28 protein-coding genes are annotated in these 24,860 nt (G+C 57.3%); 18 read left to right on the forward strand and 10 right to left on the reverse strand.

Annotated features, from left to right (window positions below):
- Nucleotides 1-75 precede the first annotated feature (75 nt).
- Entirely contained in the window at nucleotides 76-381 is a 306-nt protein-coding gene (locus AB5Z09_RS09290) for a hypothetical protein (RefSeq protein WP_323892499.1), read from the forward strand.
- Here the strand turns inward: AB5Z09_RS09290 and AB5Z09_RS09295 are convergent.
- Nucleotides 368-616 carry a TIGR02647 family protein gene (locus AB5Z09_RS09295; protein ID WP_005334209.1) on the reverse strand — a complete coding sequence of 83 codons (249 nt, stop codon included), beginning with the start codon at nucleotides 614-616 and terminating at the stop codon, nucleotides 368-370. The two genes, AB5Z09_RS09290 and AB5Z09_RS09295, sit on opposite strands and share 14 nt — an antisense overlap.
- Before the next feature lie 245 nt (nucleotides 617-861).
- Here AB5Z09_RS09295 and AB5Z09_RS09300 point away from each other — a divergent pair, with 245 nt between their 5' ends.
- Together AB5Z09_RS09300 and AB5Z09_RS09305 are read left to right on the forward strand one after the other, a co-directional pair.
- Nucleotides 862-1,410, forward strand: coding sequence for a hypothetical protein (locus AB5Z09_RS09300; protein ID WP_107685144.1), 549 nt, complete (start codon nucleotides 862-864; stop codon nucleotides 1,408-1,410).
- 159 nt (nucleotides 1,411-1,569) lie between these two features.
- On the forward strand, nucleotides 1,570-1,962 hold the full coding sequence (locus AB5Z09_RS09305) for a DUF2750 domain-containing protein (protein WP_005334204.1): 393 nt from the start codon (nucleotides 1,570-1,572) through the stop codon (nucleotides 1,960-1,962).
- A 94-nt stretch (nucleotides 1,963-2,056) separates the two neighbouring features.
- Here AB5Z09_RS09305 and AB5Z09_RS09310 read toward each other — a convergent pair whose 3' ends face one another.
- The 4 genes from AB5Z09_RS09310 to AB5Z09_RS09325 form a co-directional block, all read right to left on the reverse strand.
- Nucleotides 2,057-3,907 carry an extracellular solute-binding protein gene (locus AB5Z09_RS09310; RefSeq protein ID WP_368195123.1) on the reverse strand — a complete coding sequence of 617 codons (1,851 nt, stop codon included), beginning with the start codon at nucleotides 3,905-3,907 and terminating at the stop codon, nucleotides 2,057-2,059.
- A gap of 127 nt (nucleotides 3,908-4,034) precedes the next feature.
- Entirely contained in the window at nucleotides 4,035-4,781 is a 747-nt protein-coding gene (locus tag AB5Z09_RS09315; RefSeq protein WP_368195124.1) for a DNA-binding transcriptional regulator YciT, read from the reverse strand.
- Nucleotides 4,782-4,876: 95 nt separating this feature from the next.
- Nucleotides 4,877-7,309: a formate C-acetyltransferase/glycerol dehydratase family glycyl radical enzyme gene (locus AB5Z09_RS09320; protein ID WP_368195125.1), complete on the reverse strand. Its 2,433-nt coding sequence runs from the start codon at nucleotides 7,307-7,309 to the stop codon at nucleotides 4,877-4,879.
- Nucleotides 7,310-7,313: 4 nt separating this feature from the next.
- Nucleotides 7,314-8,210, reverse strand: coding sequence for a glycyl-radical enzyme activating protein (locus AB5Z09_RS09325; protein ID WP_368195126.1), 897 nt, complete (start codon nucleotides 8,208-8,210; stop codon nucleotides 7,314-7,316).
- Nucleotides 8,211-8,338: 128 nt separating this feature from the next.
- Between AB5Z09_RS09325 and fsa the strand changes: the two genes are divergently transcribed.
- On the forward strand, nucleotides 8,339-8,992 hold the full coding sequence (gene fsa, locus AB5Z09_RS09330; protein WP_368195128.1) for a fructose-6-phosphate aldolase: 654 nt from the start codon (nucleotides 8,339-8,341) through the stop codon (nucleotides 8,990-8,992).
- A 130-nt stretch (nucleotides 8,993-9,122) separates the two neighbouring features.
- The gene (locus AB5Z09_RS09335) at nucleotides 9,123-9,302 is read left to right on the forward strand and encodes a hypothetical protein (protein WP_021231068.1); all 180 of its coding nucleotides are present in this window, start codon (nucleotides 9,123-9,125) and stop codon (nucleotides 9,300-9,302) included.
- Between the two features lie 17 nt (nucleotides 9,303-9,319).
- Here AB5Z09_RS09335 and AB5Z09_RS09340 read toward each other — a convergent pair whose 3' ends face one another.
- A complete protein-coding gene (locus AB5Z09_RS09340) occupies nucleotides 9,320-10,519 on the reverse strand; it encodes an HD-GYP domain-containing protein (RefSeq protein ID WP_005350638.1) in 1,200 nt (399 codons plus the stop codon).
- 168 nt (nucleotides 10,520-10,687) lie between these two features.
- Here AB5Z09_RS09340 and rsuA point away from each other — a divergent pair, with 168 nt between their 5' ends.
- Nucleotides 10,688-11,380 carry a 16S rRNA pseudouridine(516) synthase RsuA gene (gene rsuA, locus AB5Z09_RS09345; protein ID WP_139747477.1) on the forward strand — a complete coding sequence of 231 codons (693 nt, stop codon included), beginning with the start codon at nucleotides 10,688-10,690 and terminating at the stop codon, nucleotides 11,378-11,380.
- 19 nt (nucleotides 11,381-11,399) lie between these two features.
- Here rsuA and AB5Z09_RS09350 read toward each other — a convergent pair whose 3' ends face one another.
- The gene (locus AB5Z09_RS09350) at nucleotides 11,400-12,299 is read right to left on the reverse strand and encodes a DMT family transporter (RefSeq protein ID WP_043823314.1); all 900 of its coding nucleotides are present in this window, start codon (nucleotides 12,297-12,299) and stop codon (nucleotides 11,400-11,402) included.
- A 156-nt stretch (nucleotides 12,300-12,455) separates the two neighbouring features.
- Here AB5Z09_RS09350 and AB5Z09_RS09355 point away from each other — a divergent pair, with 156 nt between their 5' ends.
- Both AB5Z09_RS09355 and yfcE read left to right on the forward strand, forming a co-directional pair.
- Nucleotides 12,456-14,093: a peptide ABC transporter substrate-binding protein gene (locus tag AB5Z09_RS09355; RefSeq protein WP_368195129.1), complete on the forward strand. Its 1,638-nt coding sequence runs from the start codon at nucleotides 12,456-12,458 to the stop codon at nucleotides 14,091-14,093.
- A gap of 10 nt (nucleotides 14,094-14,103) precedes the next feature.
- The gene (yfcE, locus tag AB5Z09_RS09360; protein ID WP_129504308.1) at nucleotides 14,104-14,646 is read left to right on the forward strand and encodes a phosphodiesterase; all 543 of its coding nucleotides are present in this window, start codon (nucleotides 14,104-14,106) and stop codon (nucleotides 14,644-14,646) included.
- Nucleotides 14,647-14,682: 36 nt separating this feature from the next.
- On the opposite strand, the gene AB5Z09_RS09365 is transcribed toward yfcE, so the two are convergent.
- From AB5Z09_RS09365 to flgA, 3 genes are all read right to left on the reverse strand, one after another.
- The gene (locus tag AB5Z09_RS09365) at nucleotides 14,683-15,099 is read right to left on the reverse strand and encodes a flagella synthesis protein FlgN (protein ID WP_368170950.1); all 417 of its coding nucleotides are present in this window, start codon (nucleotides 15,097-15,099) and stop codon (nucleotides 14,683-14,685) included.
- Nucleotides 15,096-15,416: a flagellar biosynthesis anti-sigma factor FlgM gene (gene flgM / locus AB5Z09_RS09370; protein ID WP_005334177.1), complete on the reverse strand. Its 321-nt coding sequence runs from the start codon at nucleotides 15,414-15,416 to the stop codon at nucleotides 15,096-15,098. The genes AB5Z09_RS09365 and flgM overlap by 4 nt, the downstream gene beginning before the upstream one ends.
- Before the next feature lie 91 nt (nucleotides 15,417-15,507).
- Nucleotides 15,508-16,191, reverse strand: a complete 684-nt coding sequence (gene flgA, locus AB5Z09_RS09375) for a flagellar basal body P-ring formation chaperone FlgA (RefSeq protein ID WP_279624447.1) — start codon at nucleotides 16,189-16,191, stop codon at nucleotides 15,508-15,510.
- A gap of 144 nt (nucleotides 16,192-16,335) precedes the next feature.
- Here flgA and AB5Z09_RS09380 point away from each other — a divergent pair, with 144 nt between their 5' ends.
- From AB5Z09_RS09380 to AB5Z09_RS09425, 10 genes are all read left to right on the forward strand, one after another.
- Nucleotides 16,336-17,247, forward strand: a complete 912-nt coding sequence (locus AB5Z09_RS09380) for a chemotaxis protein CheV (protein ID WP_005334174.1) — start codon at nucleotides 16,336-16,338, stop codon at nucleotides 17,245-17,247.
- A 17-nt stretch (nucleotides 17,248-17,264) separates the two neighbouring features.
- Nucleotides 17,265-18,089, forward strand: a complete 825-nt coding sequence (locus AB5Z09_RS09385) for a protein-glutamate O-methyltransferase CheR (RefSeq protein WP_005350656.1) — start codon at nucleotides 17,265-17,267, stop codon at nucleotides 18,087-18,089.
- A gap of 295 nt (nucleotides 18,090-18,384) precedes the next feature.
- Nucleotides 18,385-18,783 (forward strand): flagellar basal body rod protein FlgB, encoded by a 399-nt coding sequence (gene flgB, locus AB5Z09_RS09390; RefSeq protein ID WP_005334169.1) that lies wholly within the window; start codon nucleotides 18,385-18,387, stop codon nucleotides 18,781-18,783.
- Nucleotides 18,783-19,202, forward strand: coding sequence for a flagellar basal body rod protein FlgC (gene flgC, locus AB5Z09_RS09395; protein WP_005350658.1), 420 nt, complete (start codon nucleotides 18,783-18,785; stop codon nucleotides 19,200-19,202). Before flgB ends, flgC begins: the two co-directional genes overlap by 1 nt.
- Nucleotides 19,203-19,217: 15 nt before the next feature.
- Entirely contained in the window at nucleotides 19,218-19,958 is a 741-nt protein-coding gene (locus AB5Z09_RS09400; protein ID WP_368195131.1) for a flagellar hook assembly protein FlgD, read from the forward strand.
- Between the two features lie 10 nt (nucleotides 19,959-19,968).
- The gene (flgE, locus tag AB5Z09_RS09405) at nucleotides 19,969-21,336 is read left to right on the forward strand and encodes a flagellar hook protein FlgE (RefSeq protein ID WP_019446134.1); all 1,368 of its coding nucleotides are present in this window, start codon (nucleotides 19,969-19,971) and stop codon (nucleotides 21,334-21,336) included.
- A gap of 144 nt (nucleotides 21,337-21,480) precedes the next feature.
- Entirely contained in the window at nucleotides 21,481-22,227 is a 747-nt protein-coding gene (flgF, locus tag AB5Z09_RS09410; RefSeq protein ID WP_005334159.1) for a flagellar basal-body rod protein FlgF, read from the forward strand.
- A gap of 14 nt (nucleotides 22,228-22,241) precedes the next feature.
- Nucleotides 22,242-23,030, forward strand: a complete 789-nt coding sequence (gene flgG / locus AB5Z09_RS09415; RefSeq protein WP_005334158.1) for a flagellar basal-body rod protein FlgG — start codon at nucleotides 22,242-22,244, stop codon at nucleotides 23,028-23,030.
- Nucleotides 23,031-23,044: 14 nt separating this feature from the next.
- The gene (gene flgH, locus AB5Z09_RS09420) at nucleotides 23,045-23,716 is read left to right on the forward strand and encodes a flagellar basal body L-ring protein FlgH (protein WP_005350662.1); all 672 of its coding nucleotides are present in this window, start codon (nucleotides 23,045-23,047) and stop codon (nucleotides 23,714-23,716) included.
- Between the two features lie 8 nt (nucleotides 23,717-23,724).
- Nucleotides 23,725-24,822 carry a flagellar basal body P-ring protein FlgI gene (locus AB5Z09_RS09425; RefSeq protein WP_005350664.1) on the forward strand — a complete coding sequence of 366 codons (1,098 nt, stop codon included), beginning with the start codon at nucleotides 23,725-23,727 and terminating at the stop codon, nucleotides 24,820-24,822.
- Nucleotides 24,823-24,860 lie beyond the last annotated feature (38 nt).

A 24,860-nucleotide genomic window follows, 5' to 3' on the forward strand; every position in this document is an offset into this window, starting at 1 on the left:
AGAAAGCCGTGGTACCTCTGGTGCCACGGCTTTTTGTTTATCTGGCTTCTGCTACTGACTCCCATGTGCTGAATCATGCTGCTATCGCTCCTGCTTGCTGCCACCTTGACTCCGACGTCCGATGCGCCGGTACCTGTGCAATCCGCGATGGAAGCACAGGTGATCTGTCAGCAATTTGTCCAGGTCCGGATGGGCGCGGCGCTGCAACCCGATGAGGTGAATGCGCGACTGGTGCCTGAAAGGGAGGGGGAGTGGCTGGTGGATGGCAAAGTAAAAGGACCCGAAGGTCCTTTGCTGTTTGCCTGTCATCTTCACCAAGGGGAGCGCTGGGAGCTACTCAACTTTTCCCTCTGGTCACCACAGCCGGTCAAAGCGGTTTGAGTGCAACCAGCAGATGTTGCAGGTGTTCAACCATGGTCATGCCAAACGGGGTGAGATAGCCGCCATCTTCTGCGCTGATGAGCCCCTGTTGATGCAGACGGGCTGCCGCCTGGCACAACTCTTCAGACATATCGCTGCGTAATTTAATCCCCAGGCTCATGTTGGCCGGATCAAAGCATGCCAGTATTTTCAAATCGTTCACGAATTCGTTAGAAACCTGGTCGATCCCAATCATGGAGTTACTCCTTACGCTAAAGATGTATGCAAACTAGCATCCCCGGATCCACTTTAGTGGGCGCTGGCTCAAATTATTGATCTTTGGCTGGATGCTGCGTTTCAAATGCTGTTTTTTTCGGCGTAATCAGATGGTTGGCTGACAGCTTCGCCAAGGGCCGAGCCGGACCAAACGTGGTAGGATAGGGCACTTCTTTATATCGGACGGTCTATTGGTGGCTGTTCGCCCTGTTCAAGGTATCGCTCATGGTCAAGATCACTCTGGTATCCCTGCTGCATTCACTTTGTACCCGCTTTCCGGTTTACCCCGCTGCTTCGTTGACGTCCCTGCTGGATGCCCATCAGGGCGAGGTATGGTTACCTGCACGCAAGGGGGCCGACATTGCACTGTTGCGCAAGCATGCCAATGGGGCTCATGAGCTGGCGTCACTCGATGCGGGCTGGTGTGATTTTGCCGCTAGCGACAGCGGTGATACACCCGAGCTGGATGCACTGGCCAACTACGACAGCGAGATGATGGATAACCTGCTGATGTACTGGCACACCGCCGCCAAGATCAACAGCCCGATCACCGATAACCTGTTCGAGCTGCGTCGCGAAGTGGTGGATGAGGCCCACGGTGCCAAACTCGCTGCCGCCTGGGAGCAGCAACAACAGCTGCGTTTTGAGCAGCTGATGGCGATGGCGGCCAATGGCCGGGATCTGCTCTGCTTTGTCGAGGTGGAGTCCGCCTACTGGCTGCGGCAAAAACTGAGCGAGCAGCCTGATGTGGAGCTGATCACCCCTGCGCTGTAAAAGGGGCAATATGATGGCTGGCGGTCTCGCTATCGAGGAGGCTGCTCTATCCTTATTTGCGTCATTGTCCTCCCCATCCGGTGCCAAGGGGCTGCAAGCTGGACAAGCTGACGACAAGATGTGAACATGGCGCCCTTTATCGAGAGAGAGACTTGGCCAATGAGCTATGAACTGAGCGACACCGAGCGCAATGCCGCGCTGCAACTGAACGCTGATTACCGTTACGATCACTTCATCAGCAAGCTGGTCGAGCATGAAGAGCTGTTCGTCCTGACAGACGAGCATGGCGTCATGATGCTGACCACCGACGATGAAGATTGCATCCCGGTATGGCCGCACCCGGAGTACGCCAAGGCGTGGGCTGAAGGCGAGTGGGCCGATTGCAAGCCGCAGTCCATCACCCTGAAGGTATGGCTGGAGCGCTGGGTTGACGGTATGGAGCAGGATGAGCTGTGTGTTGCTGTGTTCCCGACCCCGGATCAGGAAGGCATCGTACTGGAGCCGGCCGACGTGGCTGACGCCATTGCCGAGAAGCAGGCCAAGCGCGGCTGATCACCGCTCGATTCGCAACACCGGTTGCCAACAAAGACCCCGCTATCTTGCGGGGTCTTTGTTTTAGGTCTGTTTGCCAAACGAGTTGTGGCTATCAGGGCTGGCGATAGGTGGTGTCGATGATGGGCTCGGCCGGGAAGGTCTTGCCGCTCTTGATAGCTGCCCTGGTCTCGGATTTTAGCTCTTCATCGATCCACAGCAGACCGCCATAGCTGTAACCGCTGTTGTCGCCACCGAGGGGCCAGTAGAGTTGCTCGCTCTTAGGCGTTGCAGGTACTTTTGGCAGTTTTATCCAGCGCCAGGCTCCTTCCCGGGTGTAGGGCACCTGATAGGCGGGGACGAAGCTCGCCAGCTCATAGAGCCGCTGCTGGATCTGTCGTGACAGGGCCGCCTTTTTGGCAAAGTCGAACTCCTTGTCATACTGCTCCACCAAGGCCGTGATGGCGTCGTCATCGATGTTCATGATGTTGTTGGTCTGGGGTTTGTTGGCGTTGATCTTGTGGAAGAACTCCCAATAGGCGGGATAGCGGCTGCCCGCCCAGGCCATCCAGGCGCTCTGGTGCTTTTTCTCCAGCATCGATTTGAAACCGGCCGATGCATCCATCAGGTTGAGCTCCAGATTAAGCCCCGCCTTCTTGGCCTCTTCCCGCAACAGCGTGAGCCGCTGGGCGTGCTCCGCCGTGGTGTAGGTGATAGCGAGGGTAAGTGACTGCCCCTTGTCGTTTTGCAAAATCCCCTGCGGCCCCACTTTGTTGAAACCGGCTTTGGCAAAGTATTCCCGTGCCAGTTTGGGATCGAACGGACGGGCCTTGATCTCGCTGTTGGTAAATTCACCCTGACCGGAGCCATAACTGTTGAGTCGCTGGTAATCCCCCCGCAGCAGGGTGGTGAGCATCTTGTCGAGGTTGAGGGCATGCTGGACCCCGAGCCGCACATCGAGATTATTCAGCTGCGGATCGGCGGTGTTGAGATAGAGCCCCATCGGCGATTGCGGAGTCTGGTTGTAGAACCAGGTGCGCCCGATATAACCCTTCTCGAACTCCGCGGTTTTGGTCTTGTCGTGCCACCAGTTGGGCATCACCAGCGGGAAGGTGTCGAGATCGCCGCGCAGGAAGTGCTGCCAGGCGATGTTCAGATCCCTGAGCACCTTGATCTCGATCCGCGCAGGATTGAAGCGATGCTGGAAGTAGCGCTCGTCATCCCCCCACCAGTTTTCAATCCGTTTGAAGGTGACCGATTTACCCTTTTTCACCTGATCGAGCTGATAGGGGCCGGTGACCGGCAACACCTTCCAGTTGTACTCCTTGACCCAGTTGGCGGTGAGCTTGATGGCGTGGCTCGGCTCCGGGCTGATGGGCAGTGACTCGAGCAGATCTTGGCGGCTCTTTTCGGTGCCGCTGGTGATGGCCAGGGTGTGATCATCAAACTTGGTGATGTCTGCTATCTGGGTGCTGTAGTAGTTGTTGTACCAGGGGTCGTTGATCTCTTTGCTGCGCATCATCTTGAGGGTAAAGAGCCAGTCATCGGCGGTGACCGGCTGGCCGTCTGACCAGCGCGCTTTGGGATTGATGCGAAAATAGAGGGTCTTGTTGTCGGTGCCGAAAGCCCACTCGTTTGCCAGCATCGGCATGGGGTTGCCGGTGACGGGATGAGTGCTCAGCAGTGGCAGGTTGGTTTCCCGCACGTAACCGGCAAAGCCTCCGTTGGAGTCGGGGCCATATTTGCGCAGGGTCAGGGGGAAGCTGGTCATAAAGGTGCGAAAGGTGCCGCCGCGCTTGGCGGCCGGATCGGCATAGAGAGGATCCTGGTTGTTGCTCTCCCACTTCAAGTCGGCGGGTAGTGTGGCACTCCAGCCAAACGGGCTCCAGCACAGGGTCAGGGTGATGGCGGTGGCGCGAATGATAGGGGAGAGTCGGCGCTCCCCGGCGGTGATGGTCGATGGCATGTCCTTGCTCTCCTGAAGTCTGCTTCCTGCAGATCACGCACTGGTGATGTCAGTCCCGATGGGGACTGGCTCATCATGAAAATTTTATCCTGTCAGGTCAATGAAATAGCGTGAATTAGCGGGTGGCCTAGGCCGCAACGCAGTGCAGGATGATCCCCTTGGCCGCGATGGCCGCACGCATGGGGGCGGGAAGTGCATCGTCGGTAACCAGCACGTTGATCTGACCCGGCGCGCCAAGCTGGCTCGGGTGGATGGCGCCAAATTTGCTGCTGTCGGTGATCACCACATTGGTCATCCCCTTGGCCAGCACGCTGTTGACCACGTCGGCCCGCATCATGTCGCGGCCAGTGAAACCCATCTCGGGATGAAAGCCATCCACCCCGATGAAGGCCTTGGAGAAGTGCACCTGCTCGATGCAGAGGCGAGTGAGCGGCCCCACCACGCTCTCGCTCTGATGCTGGAACAGCCCACCGAGCAGCACCACCTGAGCCGGGGTGTCTTTGAGCAGATGGGCGATATAGCTGCTGATGGTGATGATGGTGACCCGTTTGTGCAGGGCCAGATGGCGCGCCAGCATGGCGTTGGCGCTGCCCCCTTCGATAAAGACTGTTTCGCCATCCTCTACCAGCTGGGCTGCACGCTCGGCGAGGCGCTCCTTGAGCAGGTAATTGATGTTCATCCGGGTATCCGGGTCATCGGTCTCCAGCGCCATGGCCGAGCCGTGTACCCGTCTGAGCAGTCCCTGCTTCTCCAGCGCGGTGAGGTCGTTGCGCACCGTCACCTCAGACACGCCGGTATGTCGGGAGAGTTCACTCACGCTCATCTTGCGAGCCTGATGGACCAGAGTGAGGATCAGTTGGTGGCGTGGATTCATGGTGCGCTCACATGCAAGGTGGTGGATAGCGGCAAGCCACCCGTGGGGTGGCTTGCCAATCATATGACGTCACTGGCGCCATGGGGAGCGCCCCGTCAGAGACTGTGCTCGGTGCGGGCGATGATATCATCTTGCGCATCCGGGGATAAGGCGGTGAAGAAGGCCGAATAGCCCGCCACCCGCACCACCAGATCCCGGTATTGATCTGGATGGGCCTTGGCTGCCAGCAGGGTTTCCCGCGAGACGATGTTGTACTGCACGTGCCACCCCTTGTGCACCTCGAAGAAGGTGCGCAGCAGGCTCATCAGTTTGGCCTTGTCCCGCTCGTTCTCAAGGCTCGCCGGACTCAGCTTCTGGTTGAGCAACACCCCGCCGAGGATGGCCGCCGTGGGCAGCTTGCCGATGGAGTTGAACACCGCCGTCGGGCCGAGACGATCCGAACCCGACGAGGGGCTGGCCCCTTCTGCCAGCGGCGTGCGGGCATGTCGACCATCCGGGGTGGCCATGGTGGCGGCACCGAACGGCACGTTGGCGGAGATGGAGGAGGTGCCGGCATAGTAGGTACCGCCGATGGGGCCGCGGCCGAAGCGGGTGTTGTGCAGTCCCTTGAGCTCGTCGATGTAGCTCTGGTAAGCCTGCACCAGCAGCAGGTCTACCTCGTCCAGATCGTTGCCATATTTGGGGGCGGCATTGGTGAGGCGCTGGCGCAACTGCTCCCCCGCCAGCCCGGCAAAATCTTGTTCGAGTGCTTCGGCCAGCTCATGCTGATCCACAATCCCCTGCTCGAACACCAGTTTCTTTAGGGCCGCCAGACTGTTGCCGAGGTTGGCGATCCCCACCTGCAGACCGGAGACCCAGTCATAGACGGCGCCCCCTTCTTTGATGGTCTTGCCGCGCTCGATGCAGTCATCCACCAAGGTGCTGCAGAGGATGTCATGGGCTTGAGCCTCCAGCACGCTGTCGACCACGCAGTCGATCTCGATGGATTTGCGGGTGAAGTAGCGCACTTGCTCATCCCAGCGGGCCATCACCTCGTCAAAGTTGCCAAAGCTCCCGTCTCGCAGCGACTGGGGCTGGGGCAGGAATACCTTGCCGGTGGTGGCATCGCGACCGCCATCAAGGGAGGCCAGCAGGATGCGGGCGAAGTTGATAAAGCTCATGCCGGTGCAGCGGTAGCCCCACTTGCCGGGCACGGCGGTCTCGATGCAGCCGATGGCGGCGTAGTGGTGGGCATCCTCGACGCTCACCCCGAGCTTGATGAACTCGGGGATCACCACCTCGTCGTTGTTGAAGGCGGGCATGCCAAAGCCGCAGCGGATCACCTGAATGCAGGCGTCGAGGAAGTCCTCGCTCATCCCGGCGTGGTAGCGCACCGAGAGGTTGGGCTGGGTGGATCGCAGCTGGCCGCAGGACTCCAGAATCGTGTAGGAGAGGCCGTTGACCGCGTCATGGGCACTGCCATCCCGCCAGTTCTGGCCGCCGATGGTGACGTTCTGATAGAGCGGGCTGCCGGCGGAGGCTTTGGAGTGGGTGCCGGAGCGGATCTTGTTCACCTCCAGCAACTTGAGCCAGCACCCTTGCAGCAGTTCGATGGCGCGCGTTCGAGGCAGGGATTCCGACAATTCCACCTCGCGGCGATACCAGGGGTAGAGGTACTGATCCATCCGGCCGAATGACACCGAGTGGCCATTGGATTCGATCTGCAGAATGAGCTGGATGAAGTAGCAGAGCTGCAGTGCCTGCCAGAAGGTCTGGGGGGGCTGGTGGGCGATGTGGGCGCAGTTGAGCGCGATGGTCTCAAGCTCGTTTCGGCGCTCGGGGCGAGATTCTTGTGCTGCCATATCATGGGCAAGTGCGGCGTAGCGCGAGATGTGAGCGCTGACCGCATCCAGAGTGATGGCGACGGCGTGCAGGAACTGCTCGCGCTGCAGATCGGCCCAATCCGCCAAATCCAGCCGGCTGCGGCGCTCGGCCACCTTGGCCTTGAAGCCATCGAGACCCAGCGTGAGCAGCTCCTCATAGTTGACCGCGAGGTGGGCATCCCCTGAGGTCATGTTGCCCTCGGCCTTGATGATGCCGCTCTCCAGCAGCGCTTTCTGCTCGTCGGTAAAGAGGCCGAAGCAGCGATCCTGCACCGTCTGGCCGCGCCAGAAGGGGGTGAGGGCGTGGATGATCTCCTTGTCGGTTTCGCTGACCGCAAAGCCGGCACCGGGGCGGTCAGCCAGCTCGTCGAGCTCCTTCTCAATCCAGCTCACCGTGTATTCGGGAAACAGTGGCGCCGCCCGCACCTGACAGGCCTGATTGCCGATGATCAGCTCGTCGTGCTTGATCCAGATGGTGCGCTCCTTGAGGTGATGGGCCAACGCCAGAGCGCTGCGCACCGGCAGCGGCCGGGCGAGATGAGCCTGATAGGCCTCGGTGTAGTGGCGGGCACGCTCGGTGCAGACCGGCGGCTGAACGATGTGGATCAGGCTCTCTTTGTGGGCGCGGATCCGCGGGCTGAGGGTATTGAGGTCGAGCTGGGTCATGATCTTATCCTCTGGTCACAGGGGTCAGCCCCTGACGTTGGGCGTATGCATGGGCAAAGTGGAGTAAATCGGGGTCGTCGAGCGGTGTCTCTGGCGCCTGATAGGGCAGATCCAGCAGGGCATATTTGCCCACGCCTAAGGTGTGGTAGGGGAGGAAGTGGATCTCCTGCACCGTGCCGAGGCTGGCGGCGGTGTCGGTGATGGCGCAGATCGATGCGCGGTCGGCATTGAAGCCGGGAATGAGCGGCACCCGGATCTGCATCGGCACGCCGTGCTCGGCGAGGCGTTTGAGGTTCGCGATGGGTAGCTCCACCTTGCCGCGGGTCCAGTGGAAGAAACGTTCTTTATCCACGTGTTTGAGATCCGCCAGCAGCAGATCCAGTGATGGGAGGCTTGGCTCAATCTGGTGCCAGGGTACATGGAGGCAGCTCTCGACCGCGGTGTGCAGCCCTTCGGCCTTGCAGCGGGCCAGCAGGGACGCGGCAAAGTCGGGCTGCATAAACGGCTCGCCACCGGAGAGGGTGACGCCGCCGCCGCTGCGCTCGAAGAAGGGGCGATCCCGTAAGATGGTGTCCATCAGGGTGTCCAGGGTTTCATCGCGGCCGCACACCTGCAGCGCTTCGCTGGGGCAGAGGCCGCGCAGCCGTTCCATATCGTCGGCCTTGAGGGCAGAGCGGCTGAGCTGGATGCCCTCGCTGTCACGCAAGATTGCCGGACAAGCCTGGCTGCAGAGCTGGCATCCCTCGATGCATTGGCGCCGGTCGAGTAGTATGTCTGGCTTGGGAGAGCGGCTTTCCGGGTTTTGACACCACAGACAGGCCAGCGAGCACCCCTTGAGAAACACCAGGGTGCGAATGCCGGGGCCGTCGTGAGTTGAATATCGTTGCAGGTCGAAAATCATACCGCCTCCTTTTGTATGTGCATTCTATTTGCTTTCATTCGAAAGTTGATTTGATTTCGATCAAGCTATTTGCAGATGTTTTATCGCTAGAATGGCGACATATTGAACATCCCGTTAAGGAGTCAGAGATGGAGCTGTATCTCGATACCGCCGATGTGGCGGCAGTGCGTCGCTGGTCACGGATCCTGCCGTTGGCCGGTGTCACCACCAATCCTTCCATTACCGCGGCCGGTGGATTGCCGCTCTGTGAGCTGCTGCCCGCCCTGCGCGACGTGCTGGGCCCCAAGGCGCGCCTGTTTGCCCAGGTGATGGCCAAAACCGAAACCGATATGGTGCGCGAGGCATTTGCCCTGCGTGAGCTGGACCCGGATCTGGTGATCAAAATCCCGGTGTGCGCAGAGGGGCTGGCTGCCATCAAGAGCCTGACAGCCAACGGTGTGCCGACTTTGGGCACCGCTGTCTATACCCCGCTGCAGGGTTGGCTGGCGGCGGTGGCGGGGGCGGAATATGTCGCGCCCTACGTTAACCGGCTGGATGCCCAGGGTGGCGATGGCATTGCCACCGTGCAGGAGTTGCAACAGCTGCTTGCGCTGCACGCACCGAACAGCAAGGTGCTGGCGGCGTCATTCCGTACTCCCCGTCAGGCGCTCGATTGCCTGCTGGCGGGTTGCCAATCGATCACCTTGCCGCTCGACGTGGCCGAGCAGTTGCTGAACGTACCGGCAGTGGATGCGGCGCTAGCGAAGTTTGATCAGGATTGGCAGCGCGCCTTCGGTCGCTGATCCCGGTGACAAGCTGATTGCCGTGATTGAGGGGGAGGGTGAAGAAGCGCGGGTGATGGGGATTGACCGACTAGACTGGAAAGAGGTGGCTACATTCGCGGGCCGCCCTGCAGTCTACCGGAGGTATCCCATGAGCGACCATCTGCTACTCCCCCATGGTGAAGATTTGCGTCGTGCGGTGCGTTGGCTCAGCGAGCATCACCAGCATGATATCTCTGCCATTGAAGAGGCCAGCCTACGTTTTGATCTCTCGCCGCTGGATGAGGAGTTTCTGATCCAGCACTGGCTCGACAGCCAGCGCCAATCATGAATATCTGAGGTGAGGGATTAGAAGAAGTTGGCGAGGTTGATGCCAAACTCTTTGGGGTCGACTGTATTCTCGATGCTCTCCTGCACTCCTGACTTGGCCAGATCCAGCCACTGTACGTCGAGGTAGTGACGCTGGGTGGCGTGATAGATCACCTTGACCACCGGCTTGAGCGGCTGCTGCTCGTTGCGCTGCATCACGATAGCCAGGCGCTGGTTTGAGAGCTGTACCAGGGTTCCCACCGGATAGACTCCCATGCACTTGATGAACTTGGTAACCAGTTCGGCATCAAAGTGCTGATTGATCCCCTTGAGCAGAATGCGGAAGGCCTGGGTCGGCTGCATACCTGCTTTGTAGACCCGATCTGCGGTGATGGCATCATAGACATCGACGATGCCGCTCATCCGGGTATAGAGAGAGAGCTGCTCCCCCTTGAGTCGCTGCGGGTAGCCGGAGCCATCGAGCCGCTCGTGGTGGTTGGCGGCCACCTCCAGCATGGTGGGGGTGATGCCCGGAGTATTGCTGAGGATCTCGTAACTGTGCACCACATGCTGACGCATGATGGCGAACTCCTCATCGGTCAGCTTGCCCGGTTTGTGGAGCACCTCGTCCGGGGTCATGATCTTGCCCACGTCGTGCAGCAGGCCACCCAGGGTTAGCTCCTTGAGCACGCTGCGCTCCAGTCCCAGATAGCGGCCGAAGTTGGCCAGCAGAATGGCCACATTCATGGAGTGCTCCATCAGGTAGGCATCCTTGGCGCGAATACGAGCCAGACAGAGCATGGCATCGCCGTGGGTGAACATGGTGTCCACCATCTCTTCGGCGACTTCTGCCAGCGGGGTGATGTCGATAGGTTCACCCGCTTTGAGGTGGCGAATGAACTTGCCTTGCAGCTCGCGCGCTTCCTGATAGAGGCGGCGGATTTTAAGCTCCCGTCCTTCGCCGTTGGCACTGGCACGGCGCCCTACCTGGGCGCTGTTGGCATTGAGATCGGGGGAGGTAACGGCGTCACTCTCGGCACTGCCCAGCTTGCTGCGGGCCAGATCGATGCGTACCGTGAGCACCCCCTGACGCACCAGATTGGCAATTTGCGCCACGCTGGTCACCAAGCCCATCTGGGCGATCTCCATCCCACCTGTCTGGCTGGCGATAGCAATGACATACATGCCGGGTTTCAGCTGGTTGACGGGAATGACGGGATAGGATGCTTGAGACTTCATGAGGGCTTCCTGACTCTTATTATTATGAGTATCGTTCGGATGGGTCACACCGGAGAAGTGTAACATCGGATGACCAGTTCGTCATAATTGGCAACCCCTTAACAGTGGCGTTGTCGCCCCCGCCCGATATAATGACGCCCCTTTACTTGTTGGACTCCGAGGTTGTGAATGCGGCTTGATAAATTTCTGTGCGATTGTTCCGATTTGACCCGCTCGCTGGCAGGCAAACTGATCCGTCAGGGTGAGGTCATGGTGGATGGCATTGTGGTAAAGCAGCCCGCCTTTCATATCAATGAGCAGAGCCAGATCGAGTTTGACGGCGTGCTGCTGACGCTGGAGCAGCGCAACCGCTATTTCATGCTGCACAAGCCGGAAGGTTACGTCTGCTCCAACGAGGATCCGGATCACCCGACCGTCTTCTTCCTGATGGATGAACCGGCGATGGGCAAGCTGCATGTAGTGGGGCGCCTCGACCTCGATACCACGGGTCTGGTGCTGGTGACCGACGACGGTCAGTGGTCCCACCGCATCACCTCGCCGCGCCATGAGTGTGCCAAGACCTATCACGTCTGGCTGGCCGATCCGGTGAGCCCGGATGCAATCGAGCTGTTCGCCGAAGGGGTCTACCTGCGTAACGAGTCCGATAAAACCCGTCCTGCCCAGCTGGAAATTCTCGGTGAGTGCGAGGCCCGCCTGACCATCCACGAAGGCAAGTACCATCAGGTCAAGCGGATGTTTGCCTCCATCGGCAACAAGGTCATTGGCTTGCATCGCGAGCGGGTGGGGGGCTTGACGCTTGACGAAGAGCTGGCCCCTGGTGAATACCGCGAGCTGACCGCTGAGGAGATAGCCCTGTTCTGATCAGGGATAGCGCCGGGGGTCAGTGAGTGCTGAAACCCAGCACCAGCGCCGTGCCCAGGGTGGCAATCAGTGCACCCGCCCAGGCGGCAACGGATGGCCGCTCCCCCGAGTGCCACCACAACAGCGGCAGCAGCAGTACCGGCGTGGTGGAGGAGAGAATGGCCACCATGCCCACCTCGCCCTGCCGCAGCGCCATCAGGATCAGCGTCATCCCCAGCCCCATCGCCAGAAAACCGTTGGTGGCAATCATGGCGAGGATATGGCGATTGACCGGTTTGAGCGGCATGGCCAGCGGCAAGCGCCCCAGCCGCAGGACGCAGTGGGCCAGCAGGGCACTGCCCATCCGGATACCCGATGCACTCACCGCATCCACCTCACCACTCATCATCACCGGCTTGGCGATGATGGCTCCCACGCTCTGACACAGTGCCGCCGTCAGGCCAAGGCCAATTCCCAGCGCCAGATTGCCACGGATCTGCTCCCACTCGTTGCTGCTACTGCGTCTGCCAAACAGGATTGCCAGCATCACGCCGGCAAAGACCAGCATGGCCCCCAGCAGTCGCCAGCCCGTCAGCTGTTCATTAAAGAGCCATAGCCCAAGCAGGGCGGAAAACAGCGCATGGCAAGAGAAGAGCAGGGCACTGCGTCTTGGCCCCAACCGGTTCATGCAGGCAAACAGCGCCGTATCGCCCACGAAGATGCCGACCAGCCCCGAGATGGCGAGCAGGGGCAGGGCGCTTGCGGTGAGGGTTTGCCAGCCACCGGTGAGCAGACTCATGGTGCCGAGCATCAGGCTGACCAGAAACATGCGCCAGCGGCTGTAGGCAAATGCGCCGAGATGACGGGCCGGTTTGACCGAAATTAGCGCTGCAATTGCCCATAAACTGGCCGACGCGAGGGCCAGCCACTCATAACCCATAAAAACTCCTGAAAAAATTAACCCGAAAGACTCCATCTCCCGGGCAAGCCCGATACAATACGGGGCGTTTTCGGGGATAACAAGAGCGGCATCAGGCATTCATCAGGCGCGCCGTCGGCCTTCCCCTCCTGCAGTGGTTTTATTCGAGGTTTTGTCATGAGGTATGGTTTCTTCCCCAAGCTGGCGCAACGCTGGCTCTCCCCGCTATTGCTTGCCGTGCTGGCAGGGCCCCTGGCCCATGCCACCACCGTTGAGCAGCAGCCTCTGCTTGCCGATCGGCAAACCCTGGTAAAGGGCAACGGTGCCGAGCCGGAGTCGCTGGATCCGGCGCTGGTGCGCTCCGGTTTTCCGGGGGAGGCGGTACTGGTCGATCTGTTTGAAGGGCTGGTCAGTGATGATGGGCAGGGGAATATCGTCCCCGCTCAGGCACAGCGCTGGGAGGTGAGTGAAGATGGGCTGGAGTGGCGATTCTTCCTGCGCCCTCAACTGAAATGGTCCAATGGCGAGCCGCTGGTGGCCGCTGATTTCGTCTATGCATGGCGCCGTCTGCTCGATCCGGCCATCAACTCCCCTTCTGCCGGATTGCTGCTGGCGACGGGGATCAACAATGCGCAATCCATCTATGCCGGTGCGCTGGAGCTCGGCAATCTGGGCATTGAAGCGCAAAGCGATCAGATTTTGAAAATCACCCTGGAGCGGCCGGCGCCCTATTTCCTGCAGCTCATCAGTCAGCGCCCCTTTGTGCCGGTCAATCAGAAGGCGATAGCCAAATTTGGCAAGCAGTGGACCGAGCCTGGCAAGCTGGTGAGCAATGGTGCTTATCGGTTGGCAAGCTGGACGCCGAACGAGCGGATAGAAGCCGAGCGCAATATCCACTACTGGGATGACCTTCACACCCGTATCGGACGGGTCACCTATCTGCCTATCACTTCGCAACATGCCGAACAGCTGTGCTATGAGGCTGGTGAAATCCAGCTTACCAACAAGGTCTCCCTCGGCTATTACCAGAAGATGAAGCGCGAATCTCCGGAGCGGCTCTGGGGCTTGCCGCTGTTTGGCACCTATCTCTATGCGTTCAATTTGAAGCGCCCCGAACTGCAGGATGTGCGGGTGCGTCAGGCGCTCTCCATGGCGGTTGATCGACAGCAGCTCATTGGATCGGTGAGCGGGCAGGATGAACAGGCGGCATGGTCGCTGTTGCCGGAGATGCCGGGTTACCCCCGGGTGATATTGCCTGTGGCGCTTGAAGATATGCCAACCCGCCAGGCCAAAGCGGCAGCGTTGTTGTCAGCGGCCGGGTATAACAGTGCCAATCCACTCAAGCTGAGCATTACCTACAACAGCGCAGAAACCCACAAGCAGATGGCGATGGCCATTGCCGCCATGTGGCAGAAGCTGGGGGTACAGGTCACCCTCAACAGTCTGGAGTGGGGTGCCTATCAGGTGGCCAAGGATAGCGGTGATTTCCAGGTGGCCAGAAGCTTCCTGTTTGGCGATTATGTGGAGCCATCAGCCATGCTGGGCAGCTTCCGTTGTCAGGATCTGCGCAACGAGAGCGGCTACTGCAATCCCGATTTTGATCTGTTGCTGGAGCAGGCAGCCAATACGCTGGACAGCGCGAGCCGTGTTGAACTCTACCGGCATGCCGAACAGTTGCTGCTTGAGGAGGCGCCGATCCTCCCCGTGTATCATTACAATCAGATGAGACTGGTCGATCCCGCGCTGCGAGGGCTGCCCAGCCAGAATTTGAAAGGGACGATTGCCACCAAGGATCTCTATTTCAGCCCGCAGTGAGGAGCATTTCATGAAACTTGCCATCATTTCCGACATCCACGGCAGCATCATTGCGCTGGAGCGGGTGCTGACCCAACTTGAGCCCTGGCAGCCGGACCACTATCTGCTGCTCGGCGATCTGCTCAACCATGGCCCGCGCAATCCTCTGCCGGAGGGATATAACCCGGCCGCCGTGGCTGATCGGCTCAACGAGCTGGCACCGCAAATCATCGCGGTGCGGGGCAATTGTGATTCCGAAGTGGATCAGATGCTGTTGCGCTTTCCCATCACAGCCCCCTACAACCAGCTGCTGGTCGATGAGCGGCGCTGGTTTGTCAGCCATGGCCATCTTTATCGCCCGGACGAGGTACAGCTCCCGGCGGGCAGTCTGTTCCTGAGCGGTCACACCCATGTGCCGGTGCTGGAGTGGCAAGGGGAACGGATATTGATGAACCCGGGGTCGATCTGTTTCCCGCGCGGCGAGTTGCCTGCCAGTTACGGGAGCTATGAGGACGGAGTACTGCGCGTCAATGCGTGTGAGGACGGGCGAGAGTTGTTGCGACTGGTGCTTTAAAACGGAGAGCAAAAATGCAAGGCCTGATAAGAGATGTCAGGCCTTGATACCGTAGGAGCGGGTGCCAGAGCGAGTGTTACCCTTGGCGTCATAGGTCAGGCTGTTGCGATCGCGCAGCTGACTCAGAAAGGTTGCCAGACGACGGTTGGAGACGATGCTCAATTCAAGCAAGCGACCGTTGATATCATTTTGTGCCTGGCAGGCATCCAGTTTTGCACGAAGCTGTGCTATCTCGTCGGGATAGGCAGCCAGCTGCAGTGCCAGTTCCGGCATCTCTGCGAGGGTCTTGTCCAGCGTTTCTATCGCAGCAAGCAACTGCTGTTTGCGCTCGGTCAGTGCGGGCAGGGCCAGTGCCTGATGCTGTTCGAGCAAGCTGAACTCCTCTTCCAGAATGCCTTGCATCTGGCTGAGGTAATCATCTTGGGAGTGCAGTAACGAAGGTAAGTCCATCATCCCAGAACTTTGTCCAGATTGGCCTCGAAACTGAACATCTTCTTGGCCACAGCGTCGCTGTTAACCTGATATTCGCCACTCGCGACGGCTTTTTTCAGCCGTTCGACCTTGCTCTCATTGCCGGTCGAGGCGGTATTGAGGTTTTGTTGCATTTTTTGCAATTGTTGCGCCTCACTGGTCAAGGAGACGGAGTCCAGCTTGACAGTAGCCGCTTTGTTTTCGGGCGATGAGGTGACTGACTTGCTGCCTGTCCCCTGGCTATTAGCGGTATTTTGCAACCGATTATTCGCCAAGTTGTTGATATTGTTGATGGCCATTTTAGTTACCTTCGTCTGCTTTAAGGTTTGCTTACCTGTTTATCGGTGCGGCAGATCAAAACTTTAGAAAAAAGTTGTCAAGGATCCGGATTTAAAAAGTGACCGATACGGCACCTACTGCACTGACTTTACCCTCAACGGTTTTGCCGGAGCGAATATTGACGAGTTTGATGATCTCTCCGAAGCTGCCATCTTGCAAGGCTCGGGCCATGGTTTTGATCTGGAAGTTGCTGTTTTCTGCCGTCAGGGTGACCTGATCCCCTTTGCACACGACACAAACCTGGCTCAAACGGATGGGTTGCCCCGGTTTTAGCTCCCTCTTGCTGCGCACTCCGATAAGAGGTGCCGTGTCAGTCAGGTAGTCGCCGCGGATCAGGGTCTGATCCTGATAGGCCAACACCAGCTGGCTTTCACTCAGCAGGTCCCCCTTGGCGATGGGGTTGGTCACAGTGACATAGGGCTTTTGAATACTGACACGCACCGGGAGATAGACGTCCCAAGGTTTGTCTTCCTCACATTTAAGGTAAACTGTTGTATTACGGCGAATTTCCATTTTTGCTGGTAAGCTGATAGTGAGCAGATCTTCGCAGCGGGTCAGTGGGAGCCGTTCATCCAGCGTGGCAGAGGTGACCTCGGCTCTGGCATCCAACGCAATATCCAGCTGGCTGTAAACGAACTCTTGTGCCTTTTCTTGCAGATAAGTAGTGACATCCGAGGCGTAGCTGGAAGATATGCTGCCAAAAAAGAGGCTGATGAGTAAAAGTCGGTTAATCATTTTCGCTCGTTGGTCGATAAGTTGTTCACGCATATCACCATATTTAACTATGATTGCTTCAGAATCTGTTCGTTGTCACATCGATAGTCTGACGCAATCCATCACGCATGCATGATTAATGCCAAGCGTTTTTAGGGAGTGTTTATGGCCAGTATCCTGGACTCGGTCAACCAACGTACCCAGCTAGTGGGGCAAAACCGGCTGGAGTTGTTGTTGTTTCGTCTCAATGGACGTCAAAGATTTGGCATCAACGTATTCAAAGTGCGTGAAGTGTTGCAGTGTCCCCCCTTGACCGTGATGCCCAAACTGAACTCCTGCATCCGCGGGGTCGCACATATTCGTGGCCAGACTATCTCGGTCATCGACCTCAGCATGGCGGTTGGCAAACGCCCGATTGATGATCTGAGCAAATGCTTCATTATCATCTCCGAGTACAACCGCTCTATTCAGGGCTTTTTGGTGCATTCGGTCGAGCGCATCATCAATATGAACTGGGAATCCATCCTGCCTCCTCCCAAAGGTGCAGGTCGCATCAACTATATGACAGCCGTGACAGAAGTCGATGGCGAGTTGGTCGAAATCCTTGATGTTGAGCGGATATTGAACGAAATTTCGCCGGTTGCAACGGATGTTAGTGAGGAGTTGGTTCAGGCCAGTGTCGACCACCCGACTCTGGGGCGTCCTGTTCTTGTTGCGGATGACTCCTCAGTGGCACGTAAACAGGTACAACGTGCGCTTGAGGCTATCGGTGTCGAGTGCGTGTTGGCAAAAGATGGCCGCGAAGCATTGAACATGCTGCTGGAAATGACCAAAAATGGTCCTATCAAGGATCAGGTTGCGCTGGTTATTTCGGATATCGAAATGCCGGAAATGGATGGCTATACCTTCACTGCCGAGATCCGGAATAATCCCAATCTCAAGGATTTGCATGTTATTCTGCATACCTCACTCAGTGGAGTATTCAACCAGGCAATGGTGCAGAAAGTTGGTGCGAACAATTTTATCGCCAAGTTCCAGCCTGATGAATTGGCCAAGGCCGTACAAAACGCACTCTAATAAAGAAGAACAGCTGCATGAAGACACTTTCGGACGACTTATACAAACAGTTCAGCAACTTTCTGGCGGTACAGAGCGGAATTGTGCTGGGGGATAACAAACAGTATCTGGTGAAGAGCCGTCTTTCACCTTTGATGGCTCAGTTTGGCATCGAGAGTCTGTCTGATCTGGTTACCCGTGCAATGAGTGTGCGAGAGCGTGACCTGAAAATGGCCGTGGTGGATGCCATGACGACCAACGAGACCCTCTGGTTTCGTGATACCTATCCGTTTCAGCTTCTTACTGACAAGATTTTCCCCGAGTTGGGAAAAAGTGGCCGCCCCATCAAGATCTGGTCTGCCGCATCCTCGTCAGGTCAGGAGCCCTATTCCATTGCCATGACGGCACTGGAGCAGCAGATGAAAAAGCCGGGGACCTTGCCTGGTGGCGTACAGATTGTCGGGACGGATATTTCGACGACTATGCTCAATCAGTGTAAGGAAGGCGTTTACGATAGCCTTGCTCTGGCGCGCGGTTTGTCACCGGAGCGCAAGAAGATGTTTTTTGAGCCCTACGGTGACAACAAAATGCGGGTTGCCGAGCGAGTCAGAAAATTGACCACCTTCCGGCCACTCAACTTGCTGGAGAGCTATAGTCTGCTCGGCAAGTTTGACATTATTTTTTGCCGTAACGTGCTCATCTATTTTGCGCCGGAAGTGAAGTCGAAGATCCTCAACCAGTTTGCTGCCAGTCTTAATCCCGGTGGATATCTGATGTTGGGAGCGTCGGAGTCACTGGCCGGGTTGACCGATCGGTTCGAGATGATCCGCTGCAATCCGGGGATTGTCTACAAGGTCAAATAGGCCTGACCGCCTTGATATTCGTGGTCTGCCGAATATTGCCACTTCATGTAAAGAGGGAAGCTACGAGCTTCCCTCTTTCTTTATCTACAGCTCAGTCTTTCTATTTACCTACCATATCTCGCCACCGCAAAAGTGGTTGAAGCCTTAAGGTGGCCAAATGATGCCGTCTGACTCAAGGCACGAGATGCTCCTGCCGTTTTCGGTCTGAAATGTGCTCATACCCAAACCATCGAACTGAGTGATTTGCTTATGGCACACCTCTTGCTAACAAAATATACCAAGCAGGAGGTGTGCTATGGCTCTTTCATTTGACAAGGCATTCGGTGTGCATCAACACACCATAAGCGTTCGCGCCAAGCGTGCTGAGGTGCTTTCCAGCAATATTGCCAACGCAGATACCCCAGGCTTCAAAGCCAGGGATATCAATTTTGCTCAGGCATTGCAGGAGGCTCAGTCGCATCAGGGTTTTGGTTTGGCAACGACCAGCGAAAAGCACTTTGCCTTGAATATGGACGCTCCGGGTACCGTGCAATATCGCAACCCGCTGCAACCGGATACCGGTGACGGCAATACAGTCGATGTGCAGCAGGAGCGCAGCGAATTTCTGCGCAATAGCCTCGAGTATCAAACCTCCCTTGAATTTATGAATAGCAAGATCAGTGGCCTGCTCAAGGCACTGAAAGGAGAGCAGTGATGAGTTTGTTCAAGGTCTTTGACATAGCAGGCTCGGCTATGAGTGCACAGTCAGTGCGCCTCAACACGGTTGCCAGCAACATGGCCAACGCGGACAGCGTCAGCTCCAGTGTGGAAAATACTTACCACGCCAGGCGGCCAGTCTTTGCCGCCCAGCTCGATCAGGCGATGTCTGACAAGCAGGGCTCGGTCGGGGTTGAGGTGAAAGGGATTGTCGAGAGCAAGGCGCCACTGCTCAAGGAGTACAATCCCAACCACCCGATGGCGGATAAAGACGGTTTTATCTTCAAGCCAAACGTCAACATGGTTGAAGAGATGGCCGACATGATCAACGCCTCGCGCAGCTACCAGACCAACGTACAAGTTGCAGATTCGGCCAAGAAGATGCTGCAGCAGACGCTCCAGCTTGGCAAGTCCTGATAGGAGGGATGCAGCATGGTCGATACAACCAACAGTGCTAACGGTATAAGCCGTACCACGACCCAGGCGACAGGCACCACCACGACGCCCAAGAAAGAGCTGGATCAGGCTTCCTTTCTAAAGCTGCTGACCATGCAGCTGTCGTATCAGGATCCTTTCAAGCCTGTTGATAACGCCCAGATGCTCTCCCAGATGGCATCCATGTCGACATCTGAGGGGATCAGCAGTTTGTCCACTCAGATGGGTAAGCTTAATGACCAGATGATCTCCAGTCAGGCACTGCAAGCCTCCGCATTGGTGGGACAAAATGTGCTGTTGCAGAGCAATACCGGCTATCTGGATAAGGAGGGCTCTCTCCCCGGTGTTGTGGCTGTGGGAACGACGAATAAATATTCGAGCGTCAAGGTCACCATCGAAGATGAAAAAGGCCAGGTTATCAAGGAATTCTCTCTCCAAGGGGAGCAGCGAGGCAACGTTGAAGTTGCCTGGGATGGCACAGACAAAGATGGAAAGCGGGTCAAGTCAGGTAAATATGTGATTAAGGCAAGCGGTACTCTGGATGGCAAATCCGAAAGTATTGCTGCTTATGCTTACGGCAAGGTGGATAGTGTGGCGCTGGGCAATGCGAGCAATCCGACAATGCTTAACGTGAAAGGCTTGGGTAGCACGCTGTTGAGTAGCATCTTGCAAATATCAGGAACTAATTCAAACCAGACGGTTACACCGTCAAAAACCACGTCGACAGCATCGATCTAAGGAGCTGGATATGTCATTTAACAATGCCTTGAGCGGTGTCAACGCGGCACAAAAAGACTTGAACGTCACCGCCAACAACATTGCCAACGTTAACACCATGGGCTTTAAAGAGTCCCGTGCCGAGTTTGCGGATGTCTACGCCAACTCCATTTTTGTCAATGCCAAGACCCAGGTCGGTAACGGTGTGGCGACCGGGGCGGTTGCTCAGCAGTTCCACCAGGGGGCGCTGCAATTTACCAATAACGCACTGGATCTGGCTATTCAGGGTAACGGCTTCTTTGTGACCTCTGACGGTCTGACCAACCTGGATCGCACCTACACCCGTGCAGGTGCCTTCAAGCTCAATGAAAACAGCTATATGGTCAACAATCAGGGCCATTATCTGCAAGGTTACGAAATCAACGCCGATGGCACGCCTAAGGCGGTAAGTATCAATGCGACCAAGCCGATTCAGATACCTGACAAGGCCGGTGAACCAATCAAGACAACTAAGATTGACGCCAGTTTCAACCTGCCATCGACAGCGGCGCCCCTGCCCGCAGGTAATGCGGTGGGTGATGCCTCTACTTTTGACCCCAAAGATTCGAAAACATATTCCTCTTCAACTTCTGTGGTGATTTATGACTCACTGGGTGAGCCGCATACCATCACGCAATATTTTGTCAAAGAGGCTGACCCGGCAGATCTGACCAAACCCGCCAATCCTACTGCTTGGCGTATGTACCTCTACCAAGGTGATAAGCCTATTGATATTGTCGGTGGTGTCACACCCACTATGGCGACTGGTTTGAGTCAGGCGCCTGCTGGCGCAAGAGTTACCTTCGGGGCTGATGGCAAGATGATTACCCCGACTACACCGGCGACCATCAAGACAGAGCAATTGGGAGCCGCGCCCCCGACAGGCGCTGGCATTATCACCAATGGTGCAGATCCCACTCAGCAGGTGGATATCAACTTCGGAACGGTGACCCAGTATGCTTCACCGTTTGAAGTCAACAAGTTGACTCAGGATGGTTCCACTGTTGGACGGTTGACCAAGGTGGAGATCACTCCTGACGGCATCGTGTCCGCGACTTACAGTAACGCAACCACCATCAAGGTGGCCATGGTGGCAATGGCCAAGTTTGCCAACTCGCAAGGATTGACTCAGGTTGGCGATACCTCCTGGCGTCAGTCTCTGCTCTCTGGCGATGCCTTGCCGGGGACGCCAAACTCAGGGACATTTGGCACCATCAAGTCATCCTCCCTGGAGCAGTCCAACGTGGATTTGACATCCGAGCTGGTGGACCTGATCACGGCCCAGCGTAACTTCCAGGCCAACTCCCGTTCTCTGGAGGTCAACAGTTCGCTGCAGCAGACCATCCTGCAGATCCGTTAATCGCGCAATAAATGATAATGAGAGGGGGCTTGGCCCCCTCTCTGTTTCTGTCGCATTCCCATTCTCCTTATCCCCTCATATTTCTGCTGTTGGCACTCTAATTGCATTTCTCCTGTCAGAGTCATCTGTTTGACGGAGAATTCCATGGATCACCTGCTTTATATCGCCATGTCCGGGGCCAAAGAGACCATGAACAGCCTGGCTGTTCGGGGCAACAACCTCGCCAATGCCAATACCACCGGCTTCAAGTCCGATTTCGAGCAGGCCAGAAGCATGCAGGCGTTCGGAGAGGGCTTGCCAAGCAGGGTCTTTGCCATGGCTGAGCGCCCGGGTCAGAACCTGCAGCATGGCATGTTGATGACCACCGGACGGGATCTGGACGTGGCGGTAGATGGTCCGGGCTGGATTGCCGTGCAGGATCCCAAGGGCGGTGAGGCCTATACCCGCATGGGGAATTTGCAGGTCAATGCGACCGGCAACTTGCAAACCTCGACCGGTCTGAATGTGGTGGATGACGGTGGTCAGCCCATCGTGTTGCCGATGCCGATGGAGAAACTCGAGATCAATCGGGATGGCACCATCAGCGGTCGTCCGGAGGGGGCGGCCGCCAACTTGCCGGAAGATTTTCAGCGGATCAAGCTTGTCAACCCGGCCGCCGATGCGGTGGAGAAGGGGCAAGATGGTCTGTTTCGCCGCAAGGATGGCCAGAATGAACCCGCCTCTGCCAATGTCGGTCTGATTGCCGGCTCCCTTGAGGGGAGCAACGTCAATGTGGTGGATGAGATGACCAACCTGATCCGGCTGCAACGCCAGTTCGAAACCCAGGTCAAAATCATGAAGACGGCCGAAGAGAATGATGAAGCTCAAACCCAACTGCTGCGAATCAGCTAATCAAGGAGTTACCTATGAATCCCGCACTCTGGATCAGCAAGACCGGGTTGGATGCACAGCAGACCAATATTTCGGTTACTTCGAACAACCTGGCGAACGCCAGCACTGTGGGCTTTAAAAAGTCACGGGCCATCTTTGAAGATCTGCTGTATCAAAACATCAACCAGCCCGGTGGCCGCTCCTCTGCCGATACCGAGCTCCCCTCCGGCTTGATGCTGGGGGCGGGTGCCAAGGTGGTGGCGACCCAGAAAAACCACAGTCAGGGTAACGTACAAACCACTGACAACTCGCTCGATTTGATGATCAGTGGTCGTGGCTACTTTGAAATTCAGCTGCCGGATGGCAGTGCGGCCTATACCCGTAATGGTCAGTTCACCCTCAACGATGAAGGAACCATAGTGACCCCGGGTAATGGCTACCCGCTGCAACCGGAAATCCAGATCCCGGAAAATGCCCAGAGCGTTACGGTGGGTGAAGATGGCCAGGTCTCGGTGCAGCTCAAGGGCGATGGCGCTTCTCAGGTCGTCGGTCAGATCAACATCTCCGACTTCGTCAATGCCAGCGGCTTGCAGCCGATGGGGGAGAACATGTTTGTCGAGACCCAATCCAGTGGTGCTGCCGCTCAGGGGACTGCCGGTGCCGATGGCTTGGGGGTGATCAAGCAGGGGATGCTGGAGACTTCCAACGTCAACGTGACCGAAGAGCTGGTGAATCTCATTCAGGCTCAGCGGGTCTACGAGATGAACTCCAAGGTGCTCTCCGCCGTGGACGGCATGATGTCCTTCCTGATCCAGCGTACCTAATTAGGAGGTGCATGATGAAAGCCGTATGGATGCTGGGATTGCTGGTGCTGGGAGGGTGTAGCAGCACTCCCAATACGCCCAAGCCTGATGATCCCGAGTTTTCCCCCGTCTACGGGGAGTCGGAGCCGGTGTCGGTGCGACCGACAGGGGCGATTTTCCAGCCGGATCAGGTCAATGGCATCTATTCGGATATCAAGGCACACAAGGTAGGCGACATCATTACCATCGAGTTGTCGGAGTCGACCTCCGCCTCGAAAAAGGCCAATACCCAGAGTGGCAAGAATAACAAGTTCAATCTGGACCCGGTCAAGTTGGGTGGCGTGCCCGTGACCGCCAGCCCCTATGATCTCTCAGCCTCCATTGCTCAAGACAGCGCGTTCAAGGGGCAGGCCAAAGCGGACCAGAGCAACAGCCTGCAGGGCAATATTTCGGTCAGCGTGGCCAAGGTACTGCCCAACGGCAATCTGGTGGTGCGCGGAGAGAAGTGGATCATGCTTAATAATGGCAATGAATATATCCGGATCACCGGCCTTATTCGCCCGGAGGACGTGACGTCTGATAACAGCGTTTCGTCCCAGAAAGTGGCCAATGCCCGCATTTACTACGGTGGTACCGGCGATCTGGCCAATAGCCAGGAGCAAGGGTGGCTTACCAGCTTTTTCAATGGTCCCTGGTGGCCGCTCTAGGAGATGTTATGAAGTCACTCCGTCTTGTCACTCTGCTTTGCTGTCTGCTGCCCTTGGGTGTGGCCAATGCGGCCCGGATCAAGGACATCAGCTCGGTTGAAGGGGTGCGTAACAACCAGCTGATTGGTTATGGCCTGGTGGTGGGATTGCCCGGTACTGGCGAGAAGAACAACGCCTTCACCGAGCAGACTTTCCGCACCATGCTCAACAACTTTGGCATCAAGGTGCCGGATAACATCAAGCCCAAGATCAAGGATGTGGCGCCGGTGGCGATACATGCCGACCTGCCCCCCTTCTCCAAGCCGGGCCAGACCATCGATGTGACGGTCTCTGCCATTGGCGAGGCCAAGAGCCTGCGGGGCGGCACTCTGCTGCAGAGCTTTCTGAAAGGACTCGATGGCCGGGTTTATGCGGTCGCGCAGGGCAGTCTGGTGGTCGGTGGTCTGGGGGCCGAGGGGGCTGATGGTTCCAAGGTAGTGATCAATACCCCGACCGTCGGGCGGATTGCCAACGGTGCGACCGTGGAGCGGGAGGTGCCCAACTCTTTCAGTCAGGGGGACACCATCACCTTCAACCTTAACCGACCCGACTTTACTACGGCGCGCCGTCTGGCCGATGTGGTCAACGATCTGGTGGGGCCCAATACCGCTCAGGCGCTCGATGCCACCTCGGTCAAGGTCTATGCCCCGCGGGATCCGGGTCAGCGGGTCTCATATCTCGCGACCATCGAGAATCTGGAGGTGGATCCGGCCAACGAGGCGGCCAAGATCATCGTCAACTCCCGCACCGGCACCATAGTGATCGGCAGTCAAGTCAAGCTCAAACCGGCGGCCATCAGCCATGGCGGGTTGACGGTGACCATCGCCGAAAACCAGCAGGTCTCCCAGCCCAACCCGTTGGCGGGAGGAGAGACGACGGTGACCAACAACTCGACCATCAATGTCCAGCAAGAGCCGGGGCGGATGTTCAAGTTTGATACCGGTGCGACCCTGGACGATTTGGTCCGGGCGGTCAATCAGGTTGGAGTCGCCCCCGGTGATTTGATGGCCATCCTTGAGGCGCTGCAACAGGCAGGCGCCATCGAGGGGCAACTGGTCATATTGTAACAAGCGGCAAGTGGTTGCCACGGGTGGCAATGAGGTAA

Source organism: Aeromonas sp. R2-2, assembly GCF_040908355.1.
In the GTDB taxonomy this organism is placed as follows: Bacteria; Pseudomonadota; Gammaproteobacteria; order Enterobacterales; family Aeromonadaceae; genus Aeromonas; species Aeromonas veronii.

Bases quoted from the DNA above. Each gene is read 5' to 3' on its own strand.
- AB5Z09_RS09385 (WP_005350656.1), top strand. From the start codon at position 17,265: ATGAAGACACTTTCGGACGACTTATACAAACAGTTCAGCAACTTTCTG.
- AB5Z09_RS09355 (WP_368195129.1), top strand. From the start codon at position 12,456: ATGAGGTATGGTTTCTTCCCCAAGCTGGCGCAACGCTGGCTCTCCCCG.
- AB5Z09_RS09315 (WP_368195124.1), bottom strand. From the start codon at position 4,781: ATGAATCCACGCCACCAACTGATCCTCACTCTGGTCCATCAGGCTCGC.
- AB5Z09_RS09310 (WP_368195123.1), bottom strand. From the start codon at position 3,907: ATGCCATCGACCATCACCGCCGGGGAGCGCCGACTCTCCCCTATCATT.
- flgB (WP_005334169.1), top strand. From the start codon at position 18,385: ATGGCTCTTTCATTTGACAAGGCATTCGGTGTGCATCAACACACCATA.
- AB5Z09_RS09290 (WP_323892499.1), top strand. From the start codon at position 76: ATGCTGCTATCGCTCCTGCTTGCTGCCACCTTGACTCCGACGTCCGAT.
- flgM (WP_005334177.1), bottom strand. From the start codon at position 15,416: ATGGCCATCAACAATATCAACAACTTGGCGAATAATCGGTTGCAAAAT.
- flgG (WP_005334158.1), top strand. From the start codon at position 22,242: ATGAATCCCGCACTCTGGATCAGCAAGACCGGGTTGGATGCACAGCAG.
- flgA (WP_279624447.1), bottom strand. From the start codon at position 16,191: ATGATTAACCGACTTTTACTCATCAGCCTCTTTTTTGGCAGCATATCT.
- AB5Z09_RS09320 (WP_368195125.1), bottom strand. From the start codon at position 7,309: ATGACCCAGCTCGACCTCAATACCCTCAGCCCGCGGATCCGCGCCCAC.
- AB5Z09_RS09400 (WP_368195131.1), top strand. From the start codon at position 19,218: ATGGTCGATACAACCAACAGTGCTAACGGTATAAGCCGTACCACGACC.
- AB5Z09_RS09295 (WP_005334209.1), bottom strand. From the start codon at position 616: ATGATTGGGATCGACCAGGTTTCTAACGAATTCGTGAACGATTTGAAA.
- AB5Z09_RS09425 (WP_005350664.1), top strand. From the start codon at position 23,725: ATGAAGTCACTCCGTCTTGTCACTCTGCTTTGCTGTCTGCTGCCCTTG.
- AB5Z09_RS09300 (WP_107685144.1), top strand. From the start codon at position 862: ATGGTCAAGATCACTCTGGTATCCCTGCTGCATTCACTTTGTACCCGC.
- AB5Z09_RS09380 (WP_005334174.1), top strand. From the start codon at position 16,336: ATGGCCAGTATCCTGGACTCGGTCAACCAACGTACCCAGCTAGTGGGG.
- flgH (WP_005350662.1), top strand. From the start codon at position 23,045: ATGAAAGCCGTATGGATGCTGGGATTGCTGGTGCTGGGAGGGTGTAGC.
- fsa (WP_368195128.1), top strand. From the start codon at position 8,339: ATGGAGCTGTATCTCGATACCGCCGATGTGGCGGCAGTGCGTCGCTGG.
- flgC (WP_005350658.1), top strand. From the start codon at position 18,783: ATGAGTTTGTTCAAGGTCTTTGACATAGCAGGCTCGGCTATGAGTGCA.
- rsuA (WP_139747477.1), top strand. From the start codon at position 10,688: ATGCGGCTTGATAAATTTCTGTGCGATTGTTCCGATTTGACCCGCTCG.
- flgF (WP_005334159.1), top strand. From the start codon at position 21,481: ATGGATCACCTGCTTTATATCGCCATGTCCGGGGCCAAAGAGACCATG.
- AB5Z09_RS09325 (WP_368195126.1), bottom strand. From the start codon at position 8,210: ATGATTTTCGACCTGCAACGATATTCAACTCACGACGGCCCCGGCATT.
- AB5Z09_RS09335 (WP_021231068.1), top strand. From the start codon at position 9,123: ATGAGCGACCATCTGCTACTCCCCCATGGTGAAGATTTGCGTCGTGCG.
- AB5Z09_RS09340 (WP_005350638.1), bottom strand. From the start codon at position 10,519: ATGAAGTCTCAAGCATCCTATCCCGTCATTCCCGTCAACCAGCTGAAA.
- AB5Z09_RS09365 (WP_368170950.1), bottom strand. From the start codon at position 15,099: ATGATGGACTTACCTTCGTTACTGCACTCCCAAGATGATTACCTCAGC.
- flgE (WP_019446134.1), top strand. From the start codon at position 19,969: ATGTCATTTAACAATGCCTTGAGCGGTGTCAACGCGGCACAAAAAGAC.
- yfcE (WP_129504308.1), top strand. From the start codon at position 14,104: ATGAAACTTGCCATCATTTCCGACATCCACGGCAGCATCATTGCGCTG.
- AB5Z09_RS09350 (WP_043823314.1), bottom strand. From the start codon at position 12,299: ATGGGTTATGAGTGGCTGGCCCTCGCGTCGGCCAGTTTATGGGCAATT.
- AB5Z09_RS09305 (WP_005334204.1), top strand. From the start codon at position 1,570: ATGAGCTATGAACTGAGCGACACCGAGCGCAATGCCGCGCTGCAACTG.